The sequence below is a fragment of the Pseudomonadota bacterium genome, from assembly GCA_026388275.1.
In the GTDB taxonomy this organism is placed as follows: domain Bacteria; phylum Desulfobacterota; class Syntrophorhabdia; order Syntrophorhabdales; family Syntrophorhabdaceae; genus JAPLKB01.
In genome coordinates, this window is the sequence record JAPLKB010000059.1 from 132,449 (window position 1) to 152,825 (window position 20,377).

General features: G+C 40.2%; 25 protein-coding genes. 13 read left to right on the forward strand and 12 right to left on the reverse strand.

Translation table 11 applies throughout. From position 1 onward, the window contains the following. Positions 1–3 precede the first annotated feature (3 nt). The 5 genes from atpA to NT010_14775 are packed head-to-tail and all read left to right on the forward strand — an operon-like array spanning position 4 to position 4,926. Entirely contained in the window at positions 4–1,512 is a 1,509-nt protein-coding gene (gene atpA / locus NT010_14755; protein MCX5807299.1) for a F0F1 ATP synthase subunit alpha, read from the forward strand. Positions 1,513–1,521: 9 nt separating this feature from the next. Beyond that, complete coding sequence (gene atpG, locus NT010_14760) at positions 1,522–2,382, forward strand: ATP synthase F1 subunit gamma (GenBank protein ID MCX5807300.1); 861 nt, start codon at positions 1,522–1,524, stop codon at positions 2,380–2,382. A gap of 14 nt (positions 2,383–2,396) precedes the next feature. Next, positions 2,397–3,815, forward strand: coding sequence for a F0F1 ATP synthase subunit beta (atpD, locus tag NT010_14765; protein MCX5807301.1), 1,419 nt, complete (start codon positions 2,397–2,399; stop codon positions 3,813–3,815). Positions 3,816–3,823: 8 nt separating this feature from the next. Beyond that, positions 3,824–4,228, forward strand: a complete 405-nt coding sequence (locus tag NT010_14770) for a F0F1 ATP synthase subunit epsilon (protein ID MCX5807302.1) — start codon at positions 3,824–3,826, stop codon at positions 4,226–4,228. Continuing rightward, positions 4,228–4,926 (forward strand): phenylalanine--tRNA ligase beta subunit-related protein, encoded by a 699-nt coding sequence (locus tag NT010_14775; GenBank protein MCX5807303.1) that lies wholly within the window; start codon positions 4,228–4,230, stop codon positions 4,924–4,926. The genes NT010_14770 and NT010_14775 overlap by 1 nt, the downstream gene beginning before the upstream one ends. A gap of 32 nt (positions 4,927–4,958) precedes the next feature. Here NT010_14775 and NT010_14780 read toward each other — a convergent pair whose 3' ends face one another. Further along, on the reverse strand, positions 4,959–5,288 hold the full coding sequence (locus NT010_14780; GenBank protein ID MCX5807304.1) for a LysR family transcriptional regulator: 330 nt from the start codon (positions 5,286–5,288) through the stop codon (positions 4,959–4,961). A 198-nt stretch (positions 5,289–5,486) separates the two neighbouring features. On the opposite strand from NT010_14780, the gene modA reads away from it, so the two are divergent. The 3 genes from modA to NT010_14795 all read left to right on the forward strand — a co-directional run bounded on the left by modA (position 5,487) and on the right by NT010_14795 (position 8,109). Beyond that, positions 5,487–6,320 (forward strand): molybdate ABC transporter substrate-binding protein, encoded by an 834-nt coding sequence (gene modA, locus NT010_14785; GenBank protein ID MCX5807305.1) that lies wholly within the window; start codon positions 5,487–5,489, stop codon positions 6,318–6,320. Positions 6,321–6,709: 389 nt separating this feature from the next. Further along, positions 6,710–7,375: a molybdate ABC transporter permease subunit gene (gene modB, locus NT010_14790; protein ID MCX5807306.1), complete on the forward strand. Its 666-nt coding sequence runs from the start codon at positions 6,710–6,712 to the stop codon at positions 7,373–7,375. Beyond that, entirely contained in the window at positions 7,375–8,109 is a 735-nt protein-coding gene (locus NT010_14795) for an ATP-binding cassette domain-containing protein (protein ID MCX5807307.1), read from the forward strand. Before modB ends, NT010_14795 begins: the two co-directional genes overlap by 1 nt. A gap of 110 nt (positions 8,110–8,219) precedes the next feature. Here NT010_14795 and NT010_14800 read toward each other — a convergent pair whose 3' ends face one another. The 3 genes from NT010_14800 to NT010_14810 all read right to left on the reverse strand — a co-directional run bounded on the left by NT010_14800 (position 8,220) and on the right by NT010_14810 (position 10,466). After that, positions 8,220–8,618 carry a hypothetical protein gene (locus tag NT010_14800; protein ID MCX5807308.1) on the reverse strand — a complete coding sequence of 133 codons (399 nt, stop codon included), beginning with the start codon at positions 8,616–8,618 and terminating at the stop codon, positions 8,220–8,222. 372 nt (positions 8,619–8,990) lie between these two features. Next, entirely contained in the window at positions 8,991–9,662 is a 672-nt protein-coding gene (locus NT010_14805; protein MCX5807309.1) for an EF-hand domain-containing protein, read from the reverse strand. A gap of 36 nt (positions 9,663–9,698) precedes the next feature. Further along, positions 9,699–10,466: an IclR family transcriptional regulator gene (locus tag NT010_14810; protein ID MCX5807310.1), complete on the reverse strand. Its 768-nt coding sequence runs from the start codon at positions 10,464–10,466 to the stop codon at positions 9,699–9,701. 331 nt (positions 10,467–10,797) lie between these two features. On the opposite strand from NT010_14810, the gene NT010_14815 reads away from it, so the two are divergent. The 5 genes from NT010_14815 to NT010_14835 all read left to right on the forward strand — a co-directional run bounded on the left by NT010_14815 (position 10,798) and on the right by NT010_14835 (position 13,796). Continuing rightward, positions 10,798–11,634, forward strand: a complete 837-nt coding sequence (locus NT010_14815; protein ID MCX5807311.1) for a M23 family metallopeptidase — start codon at positions 10,798–10,800, stop codon at positions 11,632–11,634. Beyond that, entirely contained in the window at positions 11,631–12,029 is a 399-nt protein-coding gene (locus tag NT010_14820; protein MCX5807312.1) for a polymer-forming cytoskeletal protein, read from the forward strand. Before NT010_14815 ends, NT010_14820 begins: the two co-directional genes overlap by 4 nt. Positions 12,030–12,190: 161 nt before the next feature. Beyond that, positions 12,191–12,748, forward strand: a complete 558-nt coding sequence (locus tag NT010_14825; GenBank protein MCX5807313.1) for a polymer-forming cytoskeletal protein — start codon at positions 12,191–12,193, stop codon at positions 12,746–12,748. Between the two features lie 105 nt (positions 12,749–12,853). Next, positions 12,854–13,228, forward strand: a complete 375-nt coding sequence (locus NT010_14830; protein ID MCX5807314.1) for a polymer-forming cytoskeletal protein — start codon at positions 12,854–12,856, stop codon at positions 13,226–13,228. Positions 13,229–13,442: 214 nt separating this feature from the next. Continuing rightward, positions 13,443–13,796, forward strand: a complete 354-nt coding sequence (locus tag NT010_14835; GenBank protein MCX5807315.1) for a polymer-forming cytoskeletal protein — start codon at positions 13,443–13,445, stop codon at positions 13,794–13,796. A gap of 236 nt (positions 13,797–14,032) precedes the next feature. Here the strand turns inward: NT010_14835 and rpoZ are convergent, their stop codons facing one another. The 8 genes from rpoZ to xseB form a co-directional block, all read right to left on the reverse strand. Then, complete coding sequence (gene rpoZ, locus NT010_14840; GenBank protein ID MCX5807316.1) at positions 14,033–14,272, reverse strand: DNA-directed RNA polymerase subunit omega; 240 nt, start codon at positions 14,270–14,272, stop codon at positions 14,033–14,035. Continuing rightward, the gene (gene gmk, locus NT010_14845) at positions 14,253–14,879 is read right to left on the reverse strand and encodes a guanylate kinase (GenBank protein ID MCX5807317.1); all 627 of its coding nucleotides are present in this window, start codon (positions 14,877–14,879) and stop codon (positions 14,253–14,255) included. The genes rpoZ and gmk overlap by 20 nt, the downstream gene beginning before the upstream one ends. Further along, positions 14,869–15,738, reverse strand: coding sequence for a YicC family protein (locus NT010_14850; protein ID MCX5807318.1), 870 nt, complete (start codon positions 15,736–15,738; stop codon positions 14,869–14,871). Before NT010_14850 ends, gmk begins: the two co-directional genes overlap by 11 nt. Before the next feature lie 95 nt (positions 15,739–15,833). Continuing rightward, entirely contained in the window at positions 15,834–16,382 is a 549-nt protein-coding gene (locus tag NT010_14855; GenBank protein ID MCX5807319.1) for a DUF4416 family protein, read from the reverse strand. Then, positions 16,370–17,101 (reverse strand): TlyA family RNA methyltransferase, encoded by a 732-nt coding sequence (locus NT010_14860; protein MCX5807320.1) that lies wholly within the window; start codon positions 17,099–17,101, stop codon positions 16,370–16,372. Before NT010_14860 ends, NT010_14855 begins: the two co-directional genes overlap by 13 nt. Further along, on the reverse strand, positions 17,083–18,948 hold the full coding sequence (gene dxs, locus NT010_14865) for a 1-deoxy-D-xylulose-5-phosphate synthase (GenBank protein MCX5807321.1): 1,866 nt from the start codon (positions 18,946–18,948) through the stop codon (positions 17,083–17,085). The genes NT010_14860 and dxs overlap by 19 nt, the downstream gene beginning before the upstream one ends. Then, the gene (locus tag NT010_14870; protein ID MCX5807322.1) at positions 18,948–19,832 is read right to left on the reverse strand and encodes a polyprenyl synthetase family protein; all 885 of its coding nucleotides are present in this window, start codon (positions 19,830–19,832) and stop codon (positions 18,948–18,950) included. Before NT010_14870 ends, dxs begins: the two co-directional genes overlap by 1 nt. Further along, entirely contained in the window at positions 19,833–20,054 is a 222-nt protein-coding gene (gene xseB, locus NT010_14875; GenBank protein ID MCX5807323.1) for an exodeoxyribonuclease VII small subunit, read from the reverse strand. Between the last annotated feature and the right edge of the window lie 323 nt (positions 20,055–20,377).

The following is a 20,377-nucleotide window of genomic DNA, read 5'->3' on the forward strand; positions in this document are numbered from 1 at the left end:
TATATGGAGATCAGGGCAGACGAGATAAGCAGGATTATAGAGCAGAAGATAATGGGGTTTGAAAGAGAATTAAATCTTCAGGAGACAGGTATAATCATCTCTGTCGGTGATGGTATTGCGAGGATTTACGGACTTCAGAACGCCATGGCAGGAGAGCTTCTTGAGTTCCCGCATGGCATAGCTGGGATGGTCTTGAATCTTGAAGAAGATAATATCGGCGCTGTTATTTTCGGCGAGGATTATAAAATTAAGGAAGGGGATATTGCAAAAAGGACAGGTAAGATTGCCCAGGTTCCTGTTGGAGAATCCCTCATCGGAAGAGTCGTTGATGGTCTCGGAAACCCGATTGACGGAAAAGGCCCCGTTGACGCAAAGGAGTTCAGAAATGTTGAACAGATAGCCCCTGGCGTTGTAGTCAGACAACCCGTGAAAGAACCCATTCAGACAGGTATCAAGGCTATTGACGCAATGATCCCCATTGGAAAGGGACAGAGAGAATTGATCATCGGCGACAGAGGGACAGGAAAAACTGTTGTTGCCATAGATACGATTATAAATCAGAAAGGAAATGACGTATTTTGTATTTATGTAGCCATAGGCCAGAAGAGATCATCAGTTGCAAGGACAGTAGACCTCCTTACCAGTTATGGTGCCATGGAATACACAACAGTTGTGGCTGCAACCGCAAGCGACCCTGCACCGCTTCAGTATCTTGCGCCTTTTGCAGGAACTTCAATGGGTGAATATTTCAGAGATACAGCAAGACATGCACTTATAGTGTACGATGATCTTTCCAAACATGCCGTTGCCTACAGACAGATATCTCTTCTGCTCCGTCGTCCACCAGCAAGGGAAGCGTATCCCGGAGACATCTTCTATCTACATTCAAGGTTGCTTGAACGTTCGTCCAAGTGGGATGATGCACACGGGGGAGGTTCTCTAACATCTCTTCCGATCATTGAAACTCAGGCAGGCGACGTTTCTGCATATATACCTACAAATGTTATCTCCATTACAGACGGCCAGATATACCTTGAACCGGAACTTTTTTACGCAGGTGTCAGACCTGCCATAAATGTCGGAATTTCCGTATCGAGGGTCGGTGGCAACGCCCAGATAAAGGCAATGAAACAGGTTGCGGGGCGATTAAGACTTGAACTTGCCCAGTACAGGGAAATGGCTGCCTTTGCAAAATTCGGGAGTGACCTTGATAAAGCTACACAGGCCCTTCTTGCGAGAGGATCACGCCTGACAGAACTTCTGAAGCAGGGACAGTATGTGCCCATCCCTGTCGAGAAGCAGGTTATATTAATGTATGCCGGTTCCAATGGATACATTGACACATACCCGGAGAACGTACTGAAAAGATATGAGCAGGAAATGTTCCAGTTTGTGGAAGAAAAACATCCGGATCTGATTGCGCTTATTAAGGAGAAGAAACAGATTGACACGGCTGTCGAGGATAAGATCACCAGTGTACTCGATCAGTTTAGAGATAAATTTACCTATTAAGGACATTTAATGGCAACGCTAAGGGATATAAAAAGGAAAATTGTTAGTATAAACAGTACCCAGACGATTACGAGAACGATGAAGATGGTCTCTGCCTCGAAACTGAGAAGGGCACAGGAAGACCTGGAAAAAATACAGGCCTATGCGTTAAAAATGGAAGAACTGACTGCCCGGGTTATCACAAGGGTCCCGAAAGAAATCCATCCGCTCCTTACTGAAAGAGAAGAGATAAAAAAGGTACTCGTTGTTTCTATGGCGTCAGACAGAGGTTTATGCGGCGGTTTTAATATGAATATCGCTTTGCAGGCAGAAACATTTATTGCAGAGAACAGGGATAAATATGAGCGCATAGGCGTATATGTCTTTGGGAAAAAAGTCAAAGACTACCTCCATAGGCGAAAGGTAAGCATTATAAAGGACTGGGCCGATATACGAAAAATTGATCAGGATTTTGTAAATACTATGGCCAATGATCTGATAAAACTTTATACGGAAGGTGAATTTGATAAAGTATATCTTGGATATAATCACTTCCAATCTGCAGCAAAACAGATCCCCGTCTTTGAAGAGTTTCTTCCCGTAAAGGCTTCCGGTGAACCGGAGGGTATCGATTATCTCTACGAACCGGAAAGGGATAAAATCATCGCAGCACTCATACCGAAATATATTAGCACAAAGATTTATTTTGCCCTTTTGGATTCCCAGACATCGGAACATGCGGCAAGAATGGCTGCCATGGAAAATGCAACCAGCAACTGCGGGGAGATGATAAATCATCTCACCCTTGTTTATAACAAACGAAGACAGGAAAGCATTACCAACGAGATGATGGACATCGTTGGCGGTGCCGAAGCTTTGAGAGGAACGTAAAAGGAGGAATATAGATGAGCTCGGAAGTAAAAGGAAATATTGTACAGGTTATAGGAACGGTAGTGGATATAAAATTCCCCTCTGATAATCTTCCTCCGATATACGGAGCAGTATACATCACAAACCCGTCAATAAGTGATATTCATGAAAACCTTGTTCTTGAGGTTGCTCAGCACATTGGAGACAGCATGGTACGTTGTATTGCCATGAATACGACAGACGGATTGTTGAGAGGGCAGGAAGCCACATACAAAGGTGCACAGATAAGCATCCCTGTAGGCAATGAAATCCTCGGCAGGGTGTTGAATGTCATCGGCGAACCGGTGGATGGAGTCGGTGCCATCTCGACAAAAATGACATATCCCATACACAGGTCTGCACCGCTGCTTACCATGCAAAATACGAAGGTCGAACTCCTGGAAACAGGCGTAAAGGTCATTGACCTCCTTGAACCATATTCAAAGGGCGGGAAGGTAGGGCTCTTCGGCGGCGCCGGTGTGGGTAAAACAGTTATTATCATGGAAATGATCCATAATATTGCCATGCATCACGGCGGTATATCCGTCTTCGGTGGCGTAGGCGAGCGGACAAGAGAAGGAAACGACCTCTGGCTTGAAATGAAACAGTCAGGCGTTATTGATAAATGCGCACTTGTCTACGGACAGATGACAGAAGTGCCCGGCGCCCGCGCAAGGATAGGCCTTACTGCTCTGACTGCCGCCGAATATTTCAGGGACGAGGAAGGGCAGGACGTGCTGCTTTTTATAGATAATATATTCAGATTTACTCAGGCAAATTCAGAGGTATCGGCACTGCTCGGCAGGATGCCCTCGGCTGTCGGTTACCAGCCAACACTTGCAACAGACCTTGGTGAACTTGAAGAGAGAATTACCTCAACACTAAAGGGTTCAATTACTTCTGTCCAGGCCATTTACGTGCCTGCAGACGATCTTACAGACCCAGCCCCGGCAACAACATTTGCACACCTTGATGCAACTACAGTTCTTTCAAGACAGATTTCAGAACTTGGTATATATCCTGCTGTTGACCCGCTTGATTCAACGAGCAGGATCCTTGACCCGAAGGTCGTGGGGGATGAGCATTATGCGGTAGCACGCGAAGTCCAGAGAATACTTCAGAAATATAAAGAATTACAGGATATCATTGCCATCCTTGGTATGGATGAGCTTTCAGAAGACGATAAGCTCGTTGTTGCACGTGCCAGAAAGATCCAGAGATTCCTCTCTCAGCCATTTTTTGTTGCGGAAGCATTTACCGGTCAGCAAGGTAGATACGTTGCACTAAAGGATACGATTAAGGGTTTTAAAGAGATTGCAGAAGGAAAATATGACGAACTTCCGGAACAGGCATTCTATATGGTGGGAACAATAGAGGAAGCGGTTGAAAAAGCGAAACAGTTTATGGGAGAGTAATTGTGGCTATGCTTAATTTTGAAATAATAACTCCTGAAAAACTGCTTGTGCAGGAAGAAGTTGATATGGTGGAAGCAACCGGAGAGCTCGGTGAATTCGGCGTTCTTCCAGGTCATATAAAATTCCTGACGACTATCGGCATCGGAGAAGTACGGTATATAAAAGCAGGCAAGACAAAACACATTGCGACTAGCGGTGGTTTTGGGGAAGTTACAGAGGACAAGGTTACATTTCTTGTGGAAACCGCAGAATTTGCAGAGGAAATTGACCTTGAACGAGCAAAACGAGCAAAGGAACATGCAGAATCAACCCTTAAAGACATACCCACAGATAATGCCGATGATTTAATTATATATGAACTTGCCCTGCAACGGGCATTATTAAGGATATCTACGGCTTCCAAGAGACTTTAATGATTTTTTCTGTAGACAGTAAGTTTTTCGACATTTTCCCTGCGCTTGAAATCGGTGTTCTTGTCTGTGAAATAGAAAATAAACGATACGGTGAAGACAGGCTTGAAGCTATTCTTGAAGATATAAAAAAAAATTTTCCGTATAAAAGTCCTCAGGAACACCCACACATCAGGGTTTGGAGAGAAGCATTTAAAAAACTCGGAATTTCTTCATCAAAATATTACAGTTCTATCGAATCACTTATAAGACGAGCCTTAAAGGATGGTCCCTTCCCCAGAATAAACCCTGTTGTTGACCTTTATAATGGAATCTCTCTGAAGTACCTTGTTCCTATGGGCGGTCATGCTATTGCGCCGATAGAAGGTGATATCAGCCTTTGTTTTGCAGAAGGGTGCGAAACCTTTATTCCTATGGAAGGCGGTGAGCAGGAGGTAGTGGACAGAGGTGAGGTTATTTATAAGGATGAAAACGAGGTACTTACCAGAAGATGGGTGTGGAGACAATGTAATAAAGATAAAGTGACGGTTGAGACAACATCCATGTTTATCCCTATAGATGTAATGGAAGGGCTTTCTCAAGGATTATGCTGGAAGATCATGGATGATATGGAACAGAGTTTGTTGCAGAACGGTTACGGTAGAGTTACACATAAGGACATTCTTACCAAAGACAGACTTTCCACACAATTCGATATATAATCAGTTTTTAATAACCATAAATATTCTAAGAATTATACACCGAAATGTTTTTGATATGTGTTTTCGAGAACTTGCTCCAGTTCTCTGCGAAAATCTTCATATTTCTTCAAAAATGCTTTGCCTGAAGGGGTAATATTTGAGCCGCCTCCAGACAAGCCACCTATTTTACGTTCAAGAAAATCAAAACCGAGCTTTTTTTCAATAATATTGATTATAAGCCACGCTTTCCTATAAGAAATTTTCAGGTCAATAGCAGCTTGATGCAATGAACCGGCTTTTTCTATTTGTTTTAAAACTCTATATGGTCCTTCACCGAAAGCTTTTCCATCATTATCGAGCCAGACTTTATAGGCAATTCTCATGTTTACTCCCTGCTGCTGATATTATTGAATTATAAAGAATAATGTTTAAATCTGCAAGTGCAAGCTTGGGTGATTGTGTGCTTAAAAAATTAAAAACCTTTCTCAAAGAAGCGAAAGAGAGAATAAAACTATTGACAATCGTTATTCCCAATGGTATATAACAATACGTTATATTAATACATATATTAAAGAGAAAAAATGTTTAGACAATCGAGTAAAAAAAGATTTTTTAAGGATGCATGCAACAGAAAATTCCATATGACAGGCAGTATTATTTTATGTATATGCATTACGCTTATTGCTTCAATTTCTTATAGCACAGTAGCGGCACCGTCAGATGAAATAACAGTATCGGCAGCAGCAAGCCTGACGAATTCTTTTAGAGAAATTGCGGCAGACTTTGAAGTAAATAAGAAAAATGTAAAGGTGCACCTGAATTTTGCCTCGTCAGGGGATCTTATGCGTCAGATAGAAGGTGGTGCACCGGTGGATGTATTTGCTTCAGCGGCAGCAAGGGAGATGGACGAACTTGAGAAAAAAAAACTGATAGTTGCAGGAACAAGGTGCAATTTTGCAGAAAACGGTATTGTGCTTATCAAGCAAACATCTTCAAGGAATGCATTGAAGACCTTCAGCGATTTGAAAAATCCTGATATAAAAAAGATTGCAATAGGCAATCCGGCGAGTGTAGCTGCAGGCATGTATGCAGAACAAGCACTCAGGTACTTGAAAATTTGGGATAACATTAAGGACAAATTGATTTACGGTGAACACGTTAGGCAGGTCCTTGATTATGTGGCAAGGGGCGAAGTGGATGCCGGTATTGTTTTTTCAACCGATGCATCTGTAAGGGCTAAGGATGTTACGGTTGTGATGGCAGCCCCGGAAAGTAGTTACAACAAGGCTTTATATCCGATCGCTGTAGTCAGGGATGCAAAAAATGAAGCTCTTTCAAGGCTATTTGTTGATTTTGTGTTATCCCCTGAGGGTAAAAAAATACTTGAAAAATATGGTTTTAAATCCATGAAATGAATCACTCCGCCGCAGGCGGACGGGGCATCAAAGGCGAAACAAGAATGTGAAGCCATTTCAAAGCAAGCTTCGGGGTATTAACCCAAGGGGCACTAAGCACATGATTTCATATGAAAAGTTTGTATTATCATTGCAATCTTTCATTTATCATATCCTACCTTTCATATGGCCGTCTGTACCAGGCAGACGGCCGAATTAAACTTAATTAAACTTCACATTCGTTATATTGACCTGCATATAGCCCTGTGTTAAGATGATTCAATGTCTATCATATTAAAAGGCAATAATTTTGGGGAGCGGTCACAATCATTCTTATATATCGCAAATGGTGAAACCATTTTATTGTTACACTGTAGTAAAGCAAAAAACATACTTCAGGTAAATGATTTATGGATAACTCAATATTATTTTCGTTAAGGCTCTCCTTCCAGGTTGCCATGATATCTACGGTTTTTGTTGCTATTGTCGGTATATGTATTGCCTATCTGCTTGCAAGAAAGGACTTCAAAGGAAAGGAGTTTTTGGACATGCTCTTTACTTTGCCGATGGTTTTGCCTCCTACTGTCACCGGTTACTATCTTATCATCCTTTTCGGGAGAAACGGTTTCATCGGGAGCTATATTTATCACTTTACAGGATGGAGCATTATGTTCACCTGGTATGCTGCAGCGCTTGCATCGTTTGTCGTATCACTTCCCCTGATGATAAAAATAACACGTGCTGCTTTTGAATCGATCGATAAGAACCTTATCCATGCATCATATACACTTGGCCACTCGGAACTCATGACAGCCTTAAAAGTAATACTGCCAATTTCGAAAAAAGGGGTTATAGCCGGTATAGTCCTGTCATTTGCGCGAGCTCTTGGCGAATTCGGCGCAACTCTGATGGTTGCAGGCAATATACCCGGAAAAACGAATACAATGCCCATAACCATATATGCGCTGGCTAACAGCGGGGAATGGTCTAAGGCAAATATTATTGTAATCTTTTTTACCGCTCTTTCGGGCTTGTTTCTTTATATAGCAAACAAATTCAGTAAGAGGATGTTTTAATGGGGCTTGAAATAAGACTGAAAAAACAGGTAACAGGTTTTTCACTCGATGTAGAATGGCATATGGATAACGAGATTCTTGTGCTTTTCGGTCACTCCGGATCAGGCAAGTCAATGACGCTGCAATTAATAGCCGGTCTTGCCAATCCCGATGAAGGCCGTGTTTGCTTTGGCGAAAAGGTGCTTTTTGATGATTATTTAAAGGTAAATCTACCACCGCAAAGGCGGTCAGTGGGATATGTCTTTCAGGACCGCGTGCTTTTCCCCAATATGACAGCCCGTGAAAACATCGGATATGGTTTGAAAAATGGCAATAAAATGGAAAGAAACAAAAAAATAGATGAAATGTTCAAGCTTCTCTATCTCGAAGGACTTGAAGACAAATATCCAGGGCAGATATCCGGCGGAGAAAAACAACGGGTAACCCTTGCACGGGCACTCATCGGAAGACCGGAGGTGCTTCTTTTAGACGAACCCTTTTCGGCCCTTGACAATGCATTGCGTATAGAGATGAGGGATCTGTTGAGAGATATTAAATACCGCTTTAATGTTCCTATTGTACTTGTAAGTCATGATATGCTTGAAGCTTATTCTATAGCTGATAAAATTGTGCTTTATGCTCAGGGCAGGGTTGCTCATGCCGGTACGCCGCAAGAAATATTTTCCGACCCCATGTCTTCCGAGGTTGACTTGTACATGGCACTTAACTTTCCTTTGCTCATATCGAGGCACTGAAAAGATATAACCTTTGTAATTTCTCGTAGCGCGGGTGAATACGTCTGTTTCTATGTTCTTTGCACGGGATGATCCCTATTTTTCCTGCTGCAATAAGACTTTTTGCCGGTTTATGGTTTTGTCGCTTGAGGTATCATGCTCTTTGCTTCTTTGATGAGTTGTGCCACCCGTGAAGTGGGCGATACAGGCTCGATAATTGCTATTTGCTGCTTGTTGATGTACATATAGTCGGGGCCATGCCATTCGCTGCCACGTTTCATGAGAATACTCTTAACCTCTTTGCCGTCGGGAGATGCCTGACGTCCGATATAAAAAACATCCCTGATGAGAGGATAATCTCCGCCTGCGTTTTCAATCTTACCGAAGAAGACCTGGCCGTTGTTCATAAAAACAGCCTGGTATTCTGTGGAAAAACCTGGTTTGTCTTTACTGCAGCCCATTAGGGTAATAAATGACATTAGTAATAATACAGATAAAATGGTACAGACATACACCCGTTTCATTTTCATACGATAAACCTCCATCACATAATCATGCCGTAGTTAAGATAAGGCACGTAAAGTTTTGTTTTATATTCTCATGTTATTACACGTATGGCGCCTTTGTCAACAGCATTATCCCTGATCCGATGCATTTATGGTTTTACAAAACAGAACAGGCGGGGAATGTTTTCCCCGCCTGTTGATTAATAAGTTGGTCTTACTTTGTTACCGGATGAGTTTACGTCTGATGCTCACAAGACCAGCCAGACCGGTACTTAAGAGCCAGATTGCAGGAGGAATGGGGACAGGATTGCCGATGGGGATCAACAGACCACCGGCGAGATTAATAATGCCGGAGCGGTGCCGCTTACAAACAAGCAGCAAGCCCGTTTAAATCAATTACCGGCTGTGAGCGCGAGATACAGATCTATTGATCGCATTATACTCTGATTCGTTGAGATATCCGTCGCCGTTCCTGTCGTATTTTTTGAAATCTTCCACAGTTAAATTAGGAACAACAGCGCTTAGCTCAACCGGGGTGATCCTGCCGTCGCTGTTGTTATCCACATCCCTGAAATGTAAGCTGTTTGTCCTTTCAATTACTCTAACGGGTCGGCCTTTATTGGTTCCGGCCGGTTTATATTTTTGTTTAACAGGTTCAGGCTGCGGCCTTATTGTTTCTTGACGTAATGCAATGTCTGTACCTTTTGTTATTCTTGCACCGTCGCCTGTGTAGGATATTGCAATTTTATCGCCAACCCGTATTTGTTCAAGGCTCTTGTAGCCCTTAAAGACCGGATTGATGACATCGAAAGTTACTATTATCCCCTTGTTTCTCACGGTAATGGTTTTACTAGCCACATTTACCTTAGTAACAGTGCCTATGAAATCGCCTTTTGACTTTGCTTTTATAATGAATTTTGATGTTTTTAAAGAATTTTTTGTGGATGATTTCTCCGCAGCAGGTTTTTCCTGTGCAATTGCCGGGCCCATCAGGGTACAGACAAAAAATGTAATGAAGACTATAAATGTTAAATGATTTACTCTGTGCCATTTATCTATTATGTTCATTGATCACTTATCCTGTTTTCTTGTTTAAGCCTTATTCTACTCAACATGGCCAAGTTCTTTTGATATAAGCCTTGATGCCTTTAGCAGTTCTTGTATAATGTCTTCAATGGCACCTTCTTTTATCTGGAATGCCGGTTGAGTTGCTCCAAGTGCGGCAACAACATTTCCGTAATAATCCCTGATCGGTACTCCGATACCCAGCAATCCCTCGACAATCTCATCCTTTTCAATATAATATCCGAGCCTTCTTGTTTCATCCAGTTTGCGCATAATTTCATCTATATCCGTTACAGTGAATTCTGTTATTTTAGTTGGAGGATACTGTTTCAGAAGCCGTTTTCTTTCATCCTCATCCATATATGCAACCAGTGTCATACCGAGCATTCCGAAGTAAGGGGGTCTCTTGAGACCTGTACGGGAACTGACCCGTATAATACTGTTTGACTCATTTTTGTCGATATATAAAAGCTGGTCGTTTTTTATAACACCGAGAAGAATAATAGCCTTAAGGTTCTGTGCGAGAGCGTCCATATGAGGGGCTGCAGCCTTCCTTATAGACAGGGATTCATATACAATACCGCCCAATTCAAGAAATTTTAAGCCCAAACTGTATTTTTCGTTTGCAAGATCATATTTAAAAAAACCGGCATTCTCAAAGGTCTTAAGAATTCTGAATACTGTTGTTTTGGGAAAACCGGTCATTCTTTTTATCTCGGTAAGTGTAAATGCATTTTCCCTGTCACTGTATAGATTTAATATTGTAACAGTTTTTTCAAGAACCTTTACGCTGTACTTATCGTTCATATTAGTTTTTTACTTTGTCTTTTCCTTTAAAAATGTGCACTATTATCAATTGACTATGGATAACTATATCTCCATGAAAAGATGTTTATATAGATAGCCTTAGCCACAACCCAGGGGCAATAGTCATCTGCACCGTGTGAAAGTCAGGTTTAATTTATTAGCACAAACAGGTGTACATGTAAATATCATTAATTGCTTCTGCTTTATTACTTATCCTGATGGAAAATATGAGTTTAAAAGAGATAATAAGATAAAAAACTTTACATTATATACGTTATATGATACTAAGAAAAATATTTTTAAAAAATGATCAAAAAGTAAAACGGATTTTATGAATAAAATAAAGCTTTTTTTGAGAAAGAGTTTTACCTGTATAACAATTATGGTGATTCCCCACTCAAAGTTTAGGCCCTTAAAAATCAGGGTGTCTGCAATAGGTTTGTTATCTTGCTTTATCCTTTGTTTTATCGGTGCCGGTTATTTAATATCTATAGGGATAAACACCATAGAATATTATGGGATGAAACAAAAATATCTCAATATCTCCTCCCAGTTCAGTGAACTTAAAACTGTCATGTTTTCTTTAAAAAAGGCGAACGAAGAGTTCTCAAAGCTTCTTTCCTTTAAATCAAAAAAAGTCATCCTTGAAAAAGCAGATTTTACAAATACCGGTGCTCTTGATATTGAGCTGTTAAAAAAACAGGTTGATGAGACCATCCAATCTGTTTCAGAAGTAAAAAAGTACATCGAGGAACAGAAAAATATTTATCAAACAACCCCAAAGGGGTGGCCGATTAAGGGAACAGTAAATTCAGCGTTTGGCCTTAGGGAACATCCAATTTCCGGAATAGAAATATTTCATTCCGGAATGGATATCGGTGCATCTATTGGCACACAGATAAAAGCAACTGCCGACGGTATAGTCAGTTTTTCAAGCTGGCACAACGACAGCGGTTACATAGTAGTGCTCGAACATGGAAATGGTTTTACCACCGTTTATGCCCACAACAGCAAAAATTATGTCAAGATTGGGCAAAAAATAAAACGAGGAGAAGCAATTGGAATTTCAGGCTCCACAGGTGCCACTACGGGCCCGCACCTACATTATGAGGTCTGGAAAAATGGGAAGCCTGTCAACCCTGCTTCATTTTTAAAGGATATGACATGATGATGTTCAGAAAAAAAGCACCATCGCTTGAGGTGATTATCGGGCCTGAGTCCACCATTAAAGGTGATATTGTTACCAAGGGTGTTATCAGGATAGATGGCGATGTTTCAGGGGATATCGATGCTGACTGGCTAATAGTAGGTAAAAAGGGGTTTGTCAAAGGCAATGTTATCTCAAGAGGCGTATTGATAGACGGAAGGCTGGAAGGAAATATAAAGTCAAACGAGGTTGTAGAAATCAAGTCCGAAGGTATTATAGAAGGGGATATTAGCACAACAAGACTTATAATGTCTGAAGGTGCTATTTTTGACGGTCATTCTTATATGAAAAAAGCCACAAACTTAGACAATAAGGATGTTTTATACTTTGAGCAAAAACTTAAAAAGCTATTATAAATTGAAAAATATTCTTACATGCTTTAGCAGCACAAAATATGGGAAATAATGCCATCGTGAGGTTTTATGATAAATTTAAGTCTGCCATTTGTCAGGATATATAGATTTTTGTTTAAAACCGGTTTAGACTGCAAAAAAAAACGGCTGAAAAGGAGGAAGAAATGATAAACATTGCTCCCAAGGACTCAGGTGAGAGTGAAGAAAAGGTCACAACAATAATTGCCGATGATTTGGAAATTCAGGGTACCATGAAATTCAAAAATTCTCTCATGATAAAAGGCGTCCTTGAAGGAGAGATCATATCGGAGGGGTTGTTGATTGTAGGACCAACTGCAAAAGTTACAGCTAAGATTACCACAAAGAATCTCATCTCTCACGGCGAAATTAAAGGGGATGTTACTGCCAGTGATAGAGTTATATTGAAAAACACTTCAGCCCATAATGGCAATATTACGACGCCAAATATTGTAATAGAGAGCGGTTCTATCTTTAACGGATCTTGTATTATGAAGAAGGAAGAGCCTGTTGTTCAGGCACCGGATATTGTTTCTACTGAGACTATAGTTAACGAAGAAACAATATTAGAAGAAGAAATAACGAGAGAAGCAGAGGAACCAAAAACAGAGGAACAAAAAACAGAGGAACCAAAAACAGAGACAGGCTGGTCTTCAGAAGATGGATATTCTACACCGAAGCTGCCGAAGACTGAACTGTTTTGAATTTTATGATTCTAAAACTTTAGTTATGTTTTTAAACAAAAGCTAAGGTAGGTGTTATATAATGATTGAAATTCTTAATAATTTTAACAAACCAAGGAGGCAAACATGACAAATACAACTTCCAATGTTTCTGAAGTAGTTGAAAAAGACGTTACCACTATACTTGCTGATGATTTGGAAATTAAAGGTACAATAAAGTTCAAAAGCTCTCTCATGATAAAAGGTGTTCTCGAAGGAGAGATCATATCGGAGGGGCTATTGATTATTGGGTCAACAGCAAAAGTTACAGCTACAATTACTACAAAAAATCTCATATCCTATGGTGAAATCCAGGGTGATGTTACCGCCAGCGAACAGGTTATTCTGAAAAGCACTGCAGTCCATAACGGCAATGTAACAACACGTAATATTGTGATTGAGAATGGTTCTGTTTTTAACGGTTCCTGTATGATGAAGGCCAGGGACATTAATCCTGTTTAACAGGGCATTTGTTTGTTTAGAATCTCACAGATGTTCTGAGGATGTAAGTTAATGTACATAAGATTTCAGGGCTCTCAGAGAATGAAAAAAGTTTTTTTACTACCCAATTTTTTAGTATTAAGTGAACCGGATACCACCGGGATAATAGTGAAGATGTGGGTTACAGCATTAACGTAAACTTATCTCATAAATTTTAAACAAAAGGAGCTAAAAGATGACAGATACATCCAATACCGATGAAGGAAGTATTACCACTATACTTGCTGATGATTTGGAAATTAAAGGTACAATAAAGTTCAAAAGCTCTCTCATGATAAAAGGTGTTCTTGAAGGAGAGATTATATCGGATGGATTATTAATTGCCGGGGCTACTGCAAAGGTCACAGCTACAATCACTACAAAAAACCTCATTTCCCACGGTGAAATCCAGGGAGATGTTACTGCCGGCGAGCAGGTTATTCTGAAAAGCACTGCAGTCCATAACGGTAATATTACAACACCAAATATTGTCATTGAAAGCGGTACTGTTTTTAATGGTTCATGTATTATGAAAAAAGAACCTGTGTAGGTCCTTAGACGCTATTAAGAAAGAGTAATATAAGACAACCTTTTTTACTTTCTTTGTCAAAGATGTTCAATTGCTTTGAGGTGTAATGTTATAAAAGGATGCAGGTCGTTATTTATACGTTGAATCGTGTTTTTAGAAACTATAATAGGTTGTTGAAACTCGATATTCTAAATATTTTTCAGAAATATCGTTTTATGTTCAGGATTAATCAAAGACTAAATGGAAATGGGATTATCCTACGGTGCAAAGTTAGATAACTGGTAAGGAACATCTTTATTATCCTGCAGCTCTTTTTTCCCGAAATATACAAAATTATCTGCAATTTCCCTCAGTGCTGTTACAATCTCTCTATTACTTGATGTTACAAGGGGTTTTGAGCCTTTAGCCAGTTGTTTTGCCCTTTTGGCAGCCAGATGTACAAGCTCGAAGCGGTTTTCAACCTTTTCCATGCAGTCTTCAACGGTTATCCTTGCCATTTTTCTTCCCCTTTACGGTTTCAATAATATGTTTGAACGTTGTATATGCTTTCTCAAGATTATCATTAATGATAGTATACTCGAAAAGGTATTTTTTATCAATCTCTTCCTGCACCCTTTTCATGCGTATTTCAATCTCCTGCTCTTTTCTGAAAGAGAGCCTCTTTATCAATTCATCTTTTGAAGGCGGTTCAATAAACACAAGGCAGGCATCCGGATACTGTTTTTTTACGTTTAACGCGCCCTTTACATCAATATCGAGTAAAATATCCTTTCCTGTTTCCAGGATCTCCAGAACTTCTTTTTTTGGTGTGCCATAAAAATAACCGTGAACATTTTCCCATTCGAGGAAACTCCCGTTTTCCGCCATCTCCTTAAAGGTTTTTTCATCAATAAAATAGTAATTCTTTCCGTTGACTTCGCCTTTTCTTGCTCCGCGTGTCGTATAGGAGACAGAAAAAACAGCATTTCTGTTTTTATTCAGGAATCTTTCAATGAGTGTGCTTTTCCCTACCCCGGAAGGTCCGGAAATGACAAATAGCTGACCTTTTATTTTGTCTTTTTGTTCCTTGTCTTCTGTACTGCTTACGTCTTTGTCATTCCACATTCTGTGCCTGTTCCCTCATCTTTTCTATCTCTACCTTTATTTGGACAACCCTTTCATTTATATATAAATCATTTGATTTACTTCCAATAGTATTTGTCTCCCTCACCATTTCCTGAACAATAAAATCAAGTTTTCTTCCGATAGCATCATCAGACTTTAGCGTATTATTAAAGTTTTCAATGTGTCCCTTCAGCCTTACGATCTCTTCTGAAATATCGAGACGTTCCATATAGATTGCCAGTTCCTGCAAAACCCTTACTTCATCTATTGAGGCTGTTTTTATAATTTCCTTAATTCTCTCTTTCAATTTATTTTCATGTGCTTTGATAATAAGGGGCCATCTTTTTTCTATTTCTTTGAGATTTTGTGTAATCTTTTTCAGCCTGCCCATTAGATCTTTCTGTATTATCTTTCCTTCTCTAACCCTCTCCTCATCAAGTTTTTTCAAAAGATTTTCAAAGGGATTTGTAAGAATGTTTTCTGAAATGTTATTGTTTTCCTCGTATGTAATGATATCTCTGAATCCCAGAATGCTTTCAATCGTTAACTGGCCCTTTAGGCCGAAATTTTTCTTCAACGAGCTCAGCACTTCAAGGTATTGTCTTACGGCATTTTCATTTACCTTAAGAGTATTGAATTCCCCGTTTGACCTTTCCCATTTTACCGTGATATCTACCTTGCCGCGTTTTACATAGCGCTTTACAATTTCACGTAATTTTTGTTCACCGGCATAGTCTATCTTGGGAAGTCTCAGGCCTATTTCAAGATACCTGTTGTTAAGCGCCCGCGCCTCACAGTTCAGCCTTCCTTCCTTGAATTCCGTTTCTATTTTTGAAAAACCTGTCATGCTTTTAATCATTTTAATGTCCTTTTTTATTAGAATAATTCACAGTATATGTTTTACAGCAGGAAGCGGTGTTTTTATCGTGGACTGTATGTGTGATTGTGGTTACATTACACATTTTTGCGCCCATCTTTACCCATCCTTGTCCGCTCCTTTAAGAGGCTCCTCCACCGGTTGAATACGGCAATAATCTCTTCGCTTCCATAGTCAGGGTAAGTCCATTCGAGAGATTTATATGTATTGTCCCGGTATATGAGTGTCAAATCTGCAAATACTCCGAAACCAAGGTAAATCCTGTGGGCGTACCCTTTTGTTGTAGCAAGTACAATATTTTCAAGAGAGATATACCCCGGGTCAATATTTACAACTCTTTTCCCGTCCGACGAGAGTGAGTCTTCTATACTGTTTGTTTTTAATTTTATTCCAGATAGAAGTTCCCTTAGTAAAAGCGGTTTGAAAAGTAGAAAAACACGTGAAAGGTTGCTTCCCATTTCCTTTTCATAGTAATGTGTATACTTGAAGGGCATAGGAGCCGTTTTTTCAAGTATGCTTCCGATTGTTTCCTGAATGTCTCTTTCCACTTTTTCTACGTATTGATTATCATTGAATATTATACTCGTAAAAAAATTAACTGGTTTGGGAGTACTTATAATTCCCATAATATAAAATACTCCCGGTTTTTTCTTTCTTTTCCACGTGGCGCTTCTATTTCTTTTACAGGTTTTAAGCCAAGTTCTCTGCCGCATGACTTTATATCTTCTATTGCCTTATTTATCTTTTCGACATCTTTTACAATGCCGCCCTTACCTACTTCAAACCTTCCAACCTCAAATTGCGGTTTTACAAGTGAGACAATATGACCGTTATTTTTCAAAAGGGGGATTGTCACCGGCAGGATTATTTTTAACGAAATGAATGAGACATCGATTGTGATAATATCTACCTGTTCACCGACATCTTCAAATGTGAGATACCTGGCATTGAAATTTTCTTTTACTACGACTTTTTTGTGTGTCCTTAAGTGTTCATGCAGTTGGTGTGTTCCTGCATCAATAGCGTAAACAATCGATGCACCGTGCTGCAACAGGCAATCTGTAAATCCGCCGGTTGATGAACCTATATCAATTGCTTTTTTTTCTTTTACATCTATAGAGAATGCTTCAATTGCTTTCTCGAGCTTTATGCCGCCGTAGCTGACGAAAGGTATGGGATTTTTTTTGACCTCTATGAAGATGTCATCACCAATTTTTCTATCCGGTCTCGTTATAAGTTCATTCCCGGCATATACCTCTCCTGCCATGATAAGAATTTTTGCCTTTTCCCGTGACGGGGCAAGCCCTTTTTTTGCAAGGAGCACGTCTACCCTTTCTTTAACCAATGACGTATTACCTTCTTAATGCCTTCAACATCAAGGCCTATCTTTCCTCTCAAAGTTTTTTGCATCCCATGGGGCACAAACATGTCAGGTATGCCCAGTATTTTCAAGGGCACAACTATACCTTCTTCGGAGAGCACCTCCATTATGCTGCTGCCGAATCCTCCCATTACAACATTTTCTTCGACAGTTAATATACTTTTTGCATGTTTTGCTGTTTCAATCAGCATTTCCCTGTCTATAGGTTTTATGAAACGTCCGTTTATGACAGTGCAGTGGATGCCTTCTTCTTCTAATTCTTGCGCAGCAGTCAAAGAAGGGTATACAAGGTTTCCGCAGGCAATGAGTGCAATATCGCTGCCTTCTTTTAATTTTTCCCATGTACCGATGGGAATCTCTTGGAAGGTATTTTGGATTTTGGTACCATGTGCCACGCCTCTTGAATACCGGATAGCTACAGGTTTATTATACAGATATGCAGAATAGAGCATTTGCCGCAATTCATTACCATCCTTCGGGCTCATGACTACAATACCAGGAATATGTCTGAAATATGTAATATCAAACGCCCCATGATGGGTTGGACCGTCCTGTCCGACAATACCGCTTCTGTCAACGGCAAATATGACAGGAAGTTCCTGGAGACAAACATCCATTATAATCTGGTCGTATGCCCGCTGGAGAAACGTTGAATATATTGCCACAAACGGTTTAAGCCCTCCCAATGCAAGTGCGGCTGCAAATGTAACACCGTGCTGCTCGGCTATACCAATATCGTAAAATCTCTCAGGAAAAAGCTTCGAAAATTTATCAAGACCCGTACCAAGTCCCATTGCTGCTGTAATGGCCACAATTTTGTCATCCTTTTTAGCAAGTTCTGTAATGGTGTCGCCGAAAATATCCGTATAGGTCTGGGAACCGGCAGCCGTAGAGGCGCCCGTATCTATCTCAAAGGTTGAGACACCATGGAACTTTGCAGGATCATCCTCTGCATGTGTGTAGCCTTTACCTTTTTTTGTAACTGTGTGGATGAGTATTGGGCCTTTAAGCTTTTTGATGTTTTTTAAATTTTCTATGAGATGGGTCAGGTTATGGCCATCAACGGGCCCGAAATACTGAAACCCGAGTTCCTCAAAAAGCATACCAGGTGTTACAAATCCTTTTACCGCCTCTTCGAGGTGCATTGCTGCCTTATATACCCTGTCACCGAAAGCCGGTATATTTTTCAGCATTTTTTTAAGCTCTTCCCTGGTGTTGCTTACAAACTCGCCGGTCATAATCCTATTCAGGTAAGACGATAAGGCGCCGATATTCTTAGATATTGACATTTCATTGTCGTTAAGGATTACAATGATATCGCTTTTTAAATCCCCGGCATGGTTTAATGCTTCAAAAGACATACCGCCTGCCAAAGAACCGTCACCTATTACTGTAATAATCTTGTATGACTGTTTAAATTTTTTTCTTGCCTCTGCAAGACCGACAGCAATGGAAATGGAATTACTTGCATGGCCTGTATTAAAAACGTCATATGCACTTTCCTGCTTACTTGGAAATCCGCACAATCCATCATCCTGCCTTAGTGTTTCAAATTTATCTCTCCTGCCTGTGAGGATTTTATGTGCATAACACTGGTGTCCCACATCCCAGATAATCTTGTCTTCAGGTGTATTAAACACATAATGTAGGGCGATGGTAAGCTCAACAACGCCGAGGCTGGAAGAAAGATGCCCACCTGTTTGCGAAACAGTATCTATGATGAGTTTACGTATCTCCTCTGAAAGTCGTGTAAGCTCAGGAATGGTTAATTTTTTGAGATCTTCAGGGTAATTAATTTTTTCGAGAAACATCAAGCAACCCTGTTGCAGATATACCTTGCAAGATCCGAGAGTATTTTTGAATTTTCTCCCAGGAATTCAACAGATTCTATGGCCTCTTCAATAAGTTGCTCCACCCTTATTTTAGACGCCACGATGCCATAATGTTTTATATAGGTTTGCTTGCCGGAGTCCTTTTTCAGTCTTTTCCCGACAACCTCTTCATCGCCTTCTGCGTCTAATAGATCATCAGTAATCTGAAAGGCAAGACCTATGGATTCGGCATATTTAGTAAATTTTTTTAATTCTTTAACCTTTGCTCCCCCTGTTATTGCGCCTATTCGCACAGAGGCTCTGATAAGGGCTGTAGTTTTATGCATATGAATAAAATTAAGGATGTTTTTTGTCCCTTCTTTTCCATCATAAAGCACGTCCATGACCTGGCCGCCAACCATACCATTGGCACCGGCCGCCGAAGCAATTTCAAAAATAATCTGTTTCAATATCTTTGGGCCAATTCTGTATGTAAAATGGCTGTCGGTCATAATCCTGAAAGCCTCAGTCAGGAGCCCATCACCTGCAAGAACGGCTATCGCATCGCCGAATACTTTATGACAGGTGGGTTTACCGCGTCTTATATCATCGTTGTCAATGCTTGGCAGGTCGTCGTGAATAAGGGAATATGTATGTATCATTTCAATAGCACAGGCAATAGGGAGAAGATCATCGCTTGCTTTGCCGTTAGCTTCACACACGGCTATGGCGAGTACAGGCCTGAGCCTTTTTCCGCTGGAGAATAGTGAGTATTCCATGGCATCTCTGAGCATGCCCGGTGTTGTCTGCAAGGATGAAAAGATGTCTTTTAAGACATTATCTACAATAATCCTTTTATCGTGAAGGAATGTTCCCAGGTCCATTTATATTTCTTCCTGGAGGAATGACTTCTTTTCTGTTGAGCCGTCTTCTTTTCTTATGAGAATTTCAACCTTCTTTTCAATTTCATCAAGTCTTTTCGAGAGATCTTTCGTTAAAGAAAGCCCTTCTTTAAAAAGATTCAGCGCCTCATCAAGGGAGATATTACCCTCATCAAGCGTTTTTACTATGCCTTCGAGTTTTTTAAGTCCTTCTTCAAATTTCATAGCTTGAGTGTCTATTATAAAATTTAAAGCCGGGGTTTTGCAAGCATTTCCATTATGGCAAAATGTAATAATATATATCCTTTATATTTCAAGTAGATTCCTATGGGCTAACATCCGTGGTGCTAAAATGGTCCAGCCGTATTTCCGGATATTTACCCCAGGCTTACACCGGATGTCCTATTTTAAGACCTTTGCACGGTAATTTACCCTGAAATAGCTTGTAACTATATGATATATATGGTATATTGATGATTATCCCACTCCAAGGAGTCATCCTCATGACAGATAAATTCACCACGCCGAGCTTTGCTGATTATTTCGTC

What these genes read in the sequence shown, in the direction of transcription:
- rpoZ (MCX5807316.1), bottom strand. Translation starts at nt 14,272, where the DNA reads ATGGCAAGGATAACCGTTGAAGACTGCATGGAAAAGGTTGAAAACCGC.
- NT010_14810 (MCX5807310.1), bottom strand. Translation starts at nt 10,466, where the DNA reads ATGAACGATAAGTACAGCGTAAAGGTTCTTGAAAAAACTGTTACAATA.
- NT010_14835 (MCX5807315.1), top strand. Translation starts at nt 13,443, where the DNA reads ATGACAGATACATCCAATACCGATGAAGGAAGTATTACCACTATACTT.
- NT010_14795 (MCX5807307.1), top strand. Translation starts at nt 7,375, where the DNA reads ATGGGGCTTGAAATAAGACTGAAAAAACAGGTAACAGGTTTTTCACTC.
- NT010_14780 (MCX5807304.1), bottom strand. Translation starts at nt 5,288, where the DNA reads ATGAGAATTGCCTATAAAGTCTGGCTCGATAATGATGGAAAAGCTTTC.
- NT010_14855 (MCX5807319.1), bottom strand. Translation starts at nt 16,382, where the DNA reads ATGGGAATTATAAGTACTCCCAAACCAGTTAATTTTTTTACGAGTATA.
- NT010_14815 (MCX5807311.1), top strand. Translation starts at nt 10,798, where the DNA reads ATGAATAAAATAAAGCTTTTTTTGAGAAAGAGTTTTACCTGTATAACA.
- NT010_14870 (MCX5807322.1), bottom strand. Translation starts at nt 19,832, where the DNA reads ATGGACCTGGGAACATTCCTTCACGATAAAAGGATTATTGTAGATAAT.
- NT010_14820 (MCX5807312.1), top strand. Translation starts at nt 11,631, where the DNA reads ATGATGATGTTCAGAAAAAAAGCACCATCGCTTGAGGTGATTATCGGG.
- gmk (MCX5807317.1), bottom strand. Translation starts at nt 14,879, where the DNA reads ATGTGGAATGACAAAGACGTAAGCAGTACAGAAGACAAGGAACAAAAA.
- NT010_14830 (MCX5807314.1), top strand. Translation starts at nt 12,854, where the DNA reads ATGACAAATACAACTTCCAATGTTTCTGAAGTAGTTGAAAAAGACGTT.
- NT010_14770 (MCX5807302.1), top strand. Translation starts at nt 3,824, where the DNA reads ATGCTTAATTTTGAAATAATAACTCCTGAAAAACTGCTTGTGCAGGAA.
- NT010_14800 (MCX5807308.1), bottom strand. Translation starts at nt 8,618, where the DNA reads ATGAAAATGAAACGGGTGTATGTCTGTACCATTTTATCTGTATTATTA.
- NT010_14775 (MCX5807303.1), top strand. Translation starts at nt 4,228, where the DNA reads ATGATTTTTTCTGTAGACAGTAAGTTTTTCGACATTTTCCCTGCGCTT.
- dxs (MCX5807321.1), bottom strand. Translation starts at nt 18,948, where the DNA reads ATGTTTCTCGAAAAAATTAATTACCCTGAAGATCTCAAAAAATTAACC.
- atpD (MCX5807301.1), top strand. Translation starts at nt 2,397, where the DNA reads ATGAGCTCGGAAGTAAAAGGAAATATTGTACAGGTTATAGGAACGGTA.
- modB (MCX5807306.1), top strand. Translation starts at nt 6,710, where the DNA reads ATGGATAACTCAATATTATTTTCGTTAAGGCTCTCCTTCCAGGTTGCC.
- modA (MCX5807305.1), top strand. Translation starts at nt 5,487, where the DNA reads ATGTTTAGACAATCGAGTAAAAAAAGATTTTTTAAGGATGCATGCAAC.
- NT010_14850 (MCX5807318.1), bottom strand. Translation starts at nt 15,738, where the DNA reads ATGATTAAAAGCATGACAGGTTTTTCAAAAATAGAAACGGAATTCAAG.
- NT010_14825 (MCX5807313.1), top strand. Translation starts at nt 12,191, where the DNA reads ATGATAAACATTGCTCCCAAGGACTCAGGTGAGAGTGAAGAAAAGGTC.
- xseB (MCX5807323.1), bottom strand. Translation starts at nt 20,054, where the DNA reads ATGAAATTTGAAGAAGGACTTAAAAAACTCGAAGGCATAGTAAAAACG.
- NT010_14805 (MCX5807309.1), bottom strand. Translation starts at nt 9,662, where the DNA reads ATGAACATAATAGATAAATGGCACAGAGTAAATCATTTAACATTTATA.
- atpG (MCX5807300.1), top strand. Translation starts at nt 1,522, where the DNA reads ATGGCAACGCTAAGGGATATAAAAAGGAAAATTGTTAGTATAAACAGT.
- atpA (MCX5807299.1), top strand. Translation starts at nt 4, where the DNA reads ATGGAGATCAGGGCAGACGAGATAAGCAGGATTATAGAGCAGAAGATA.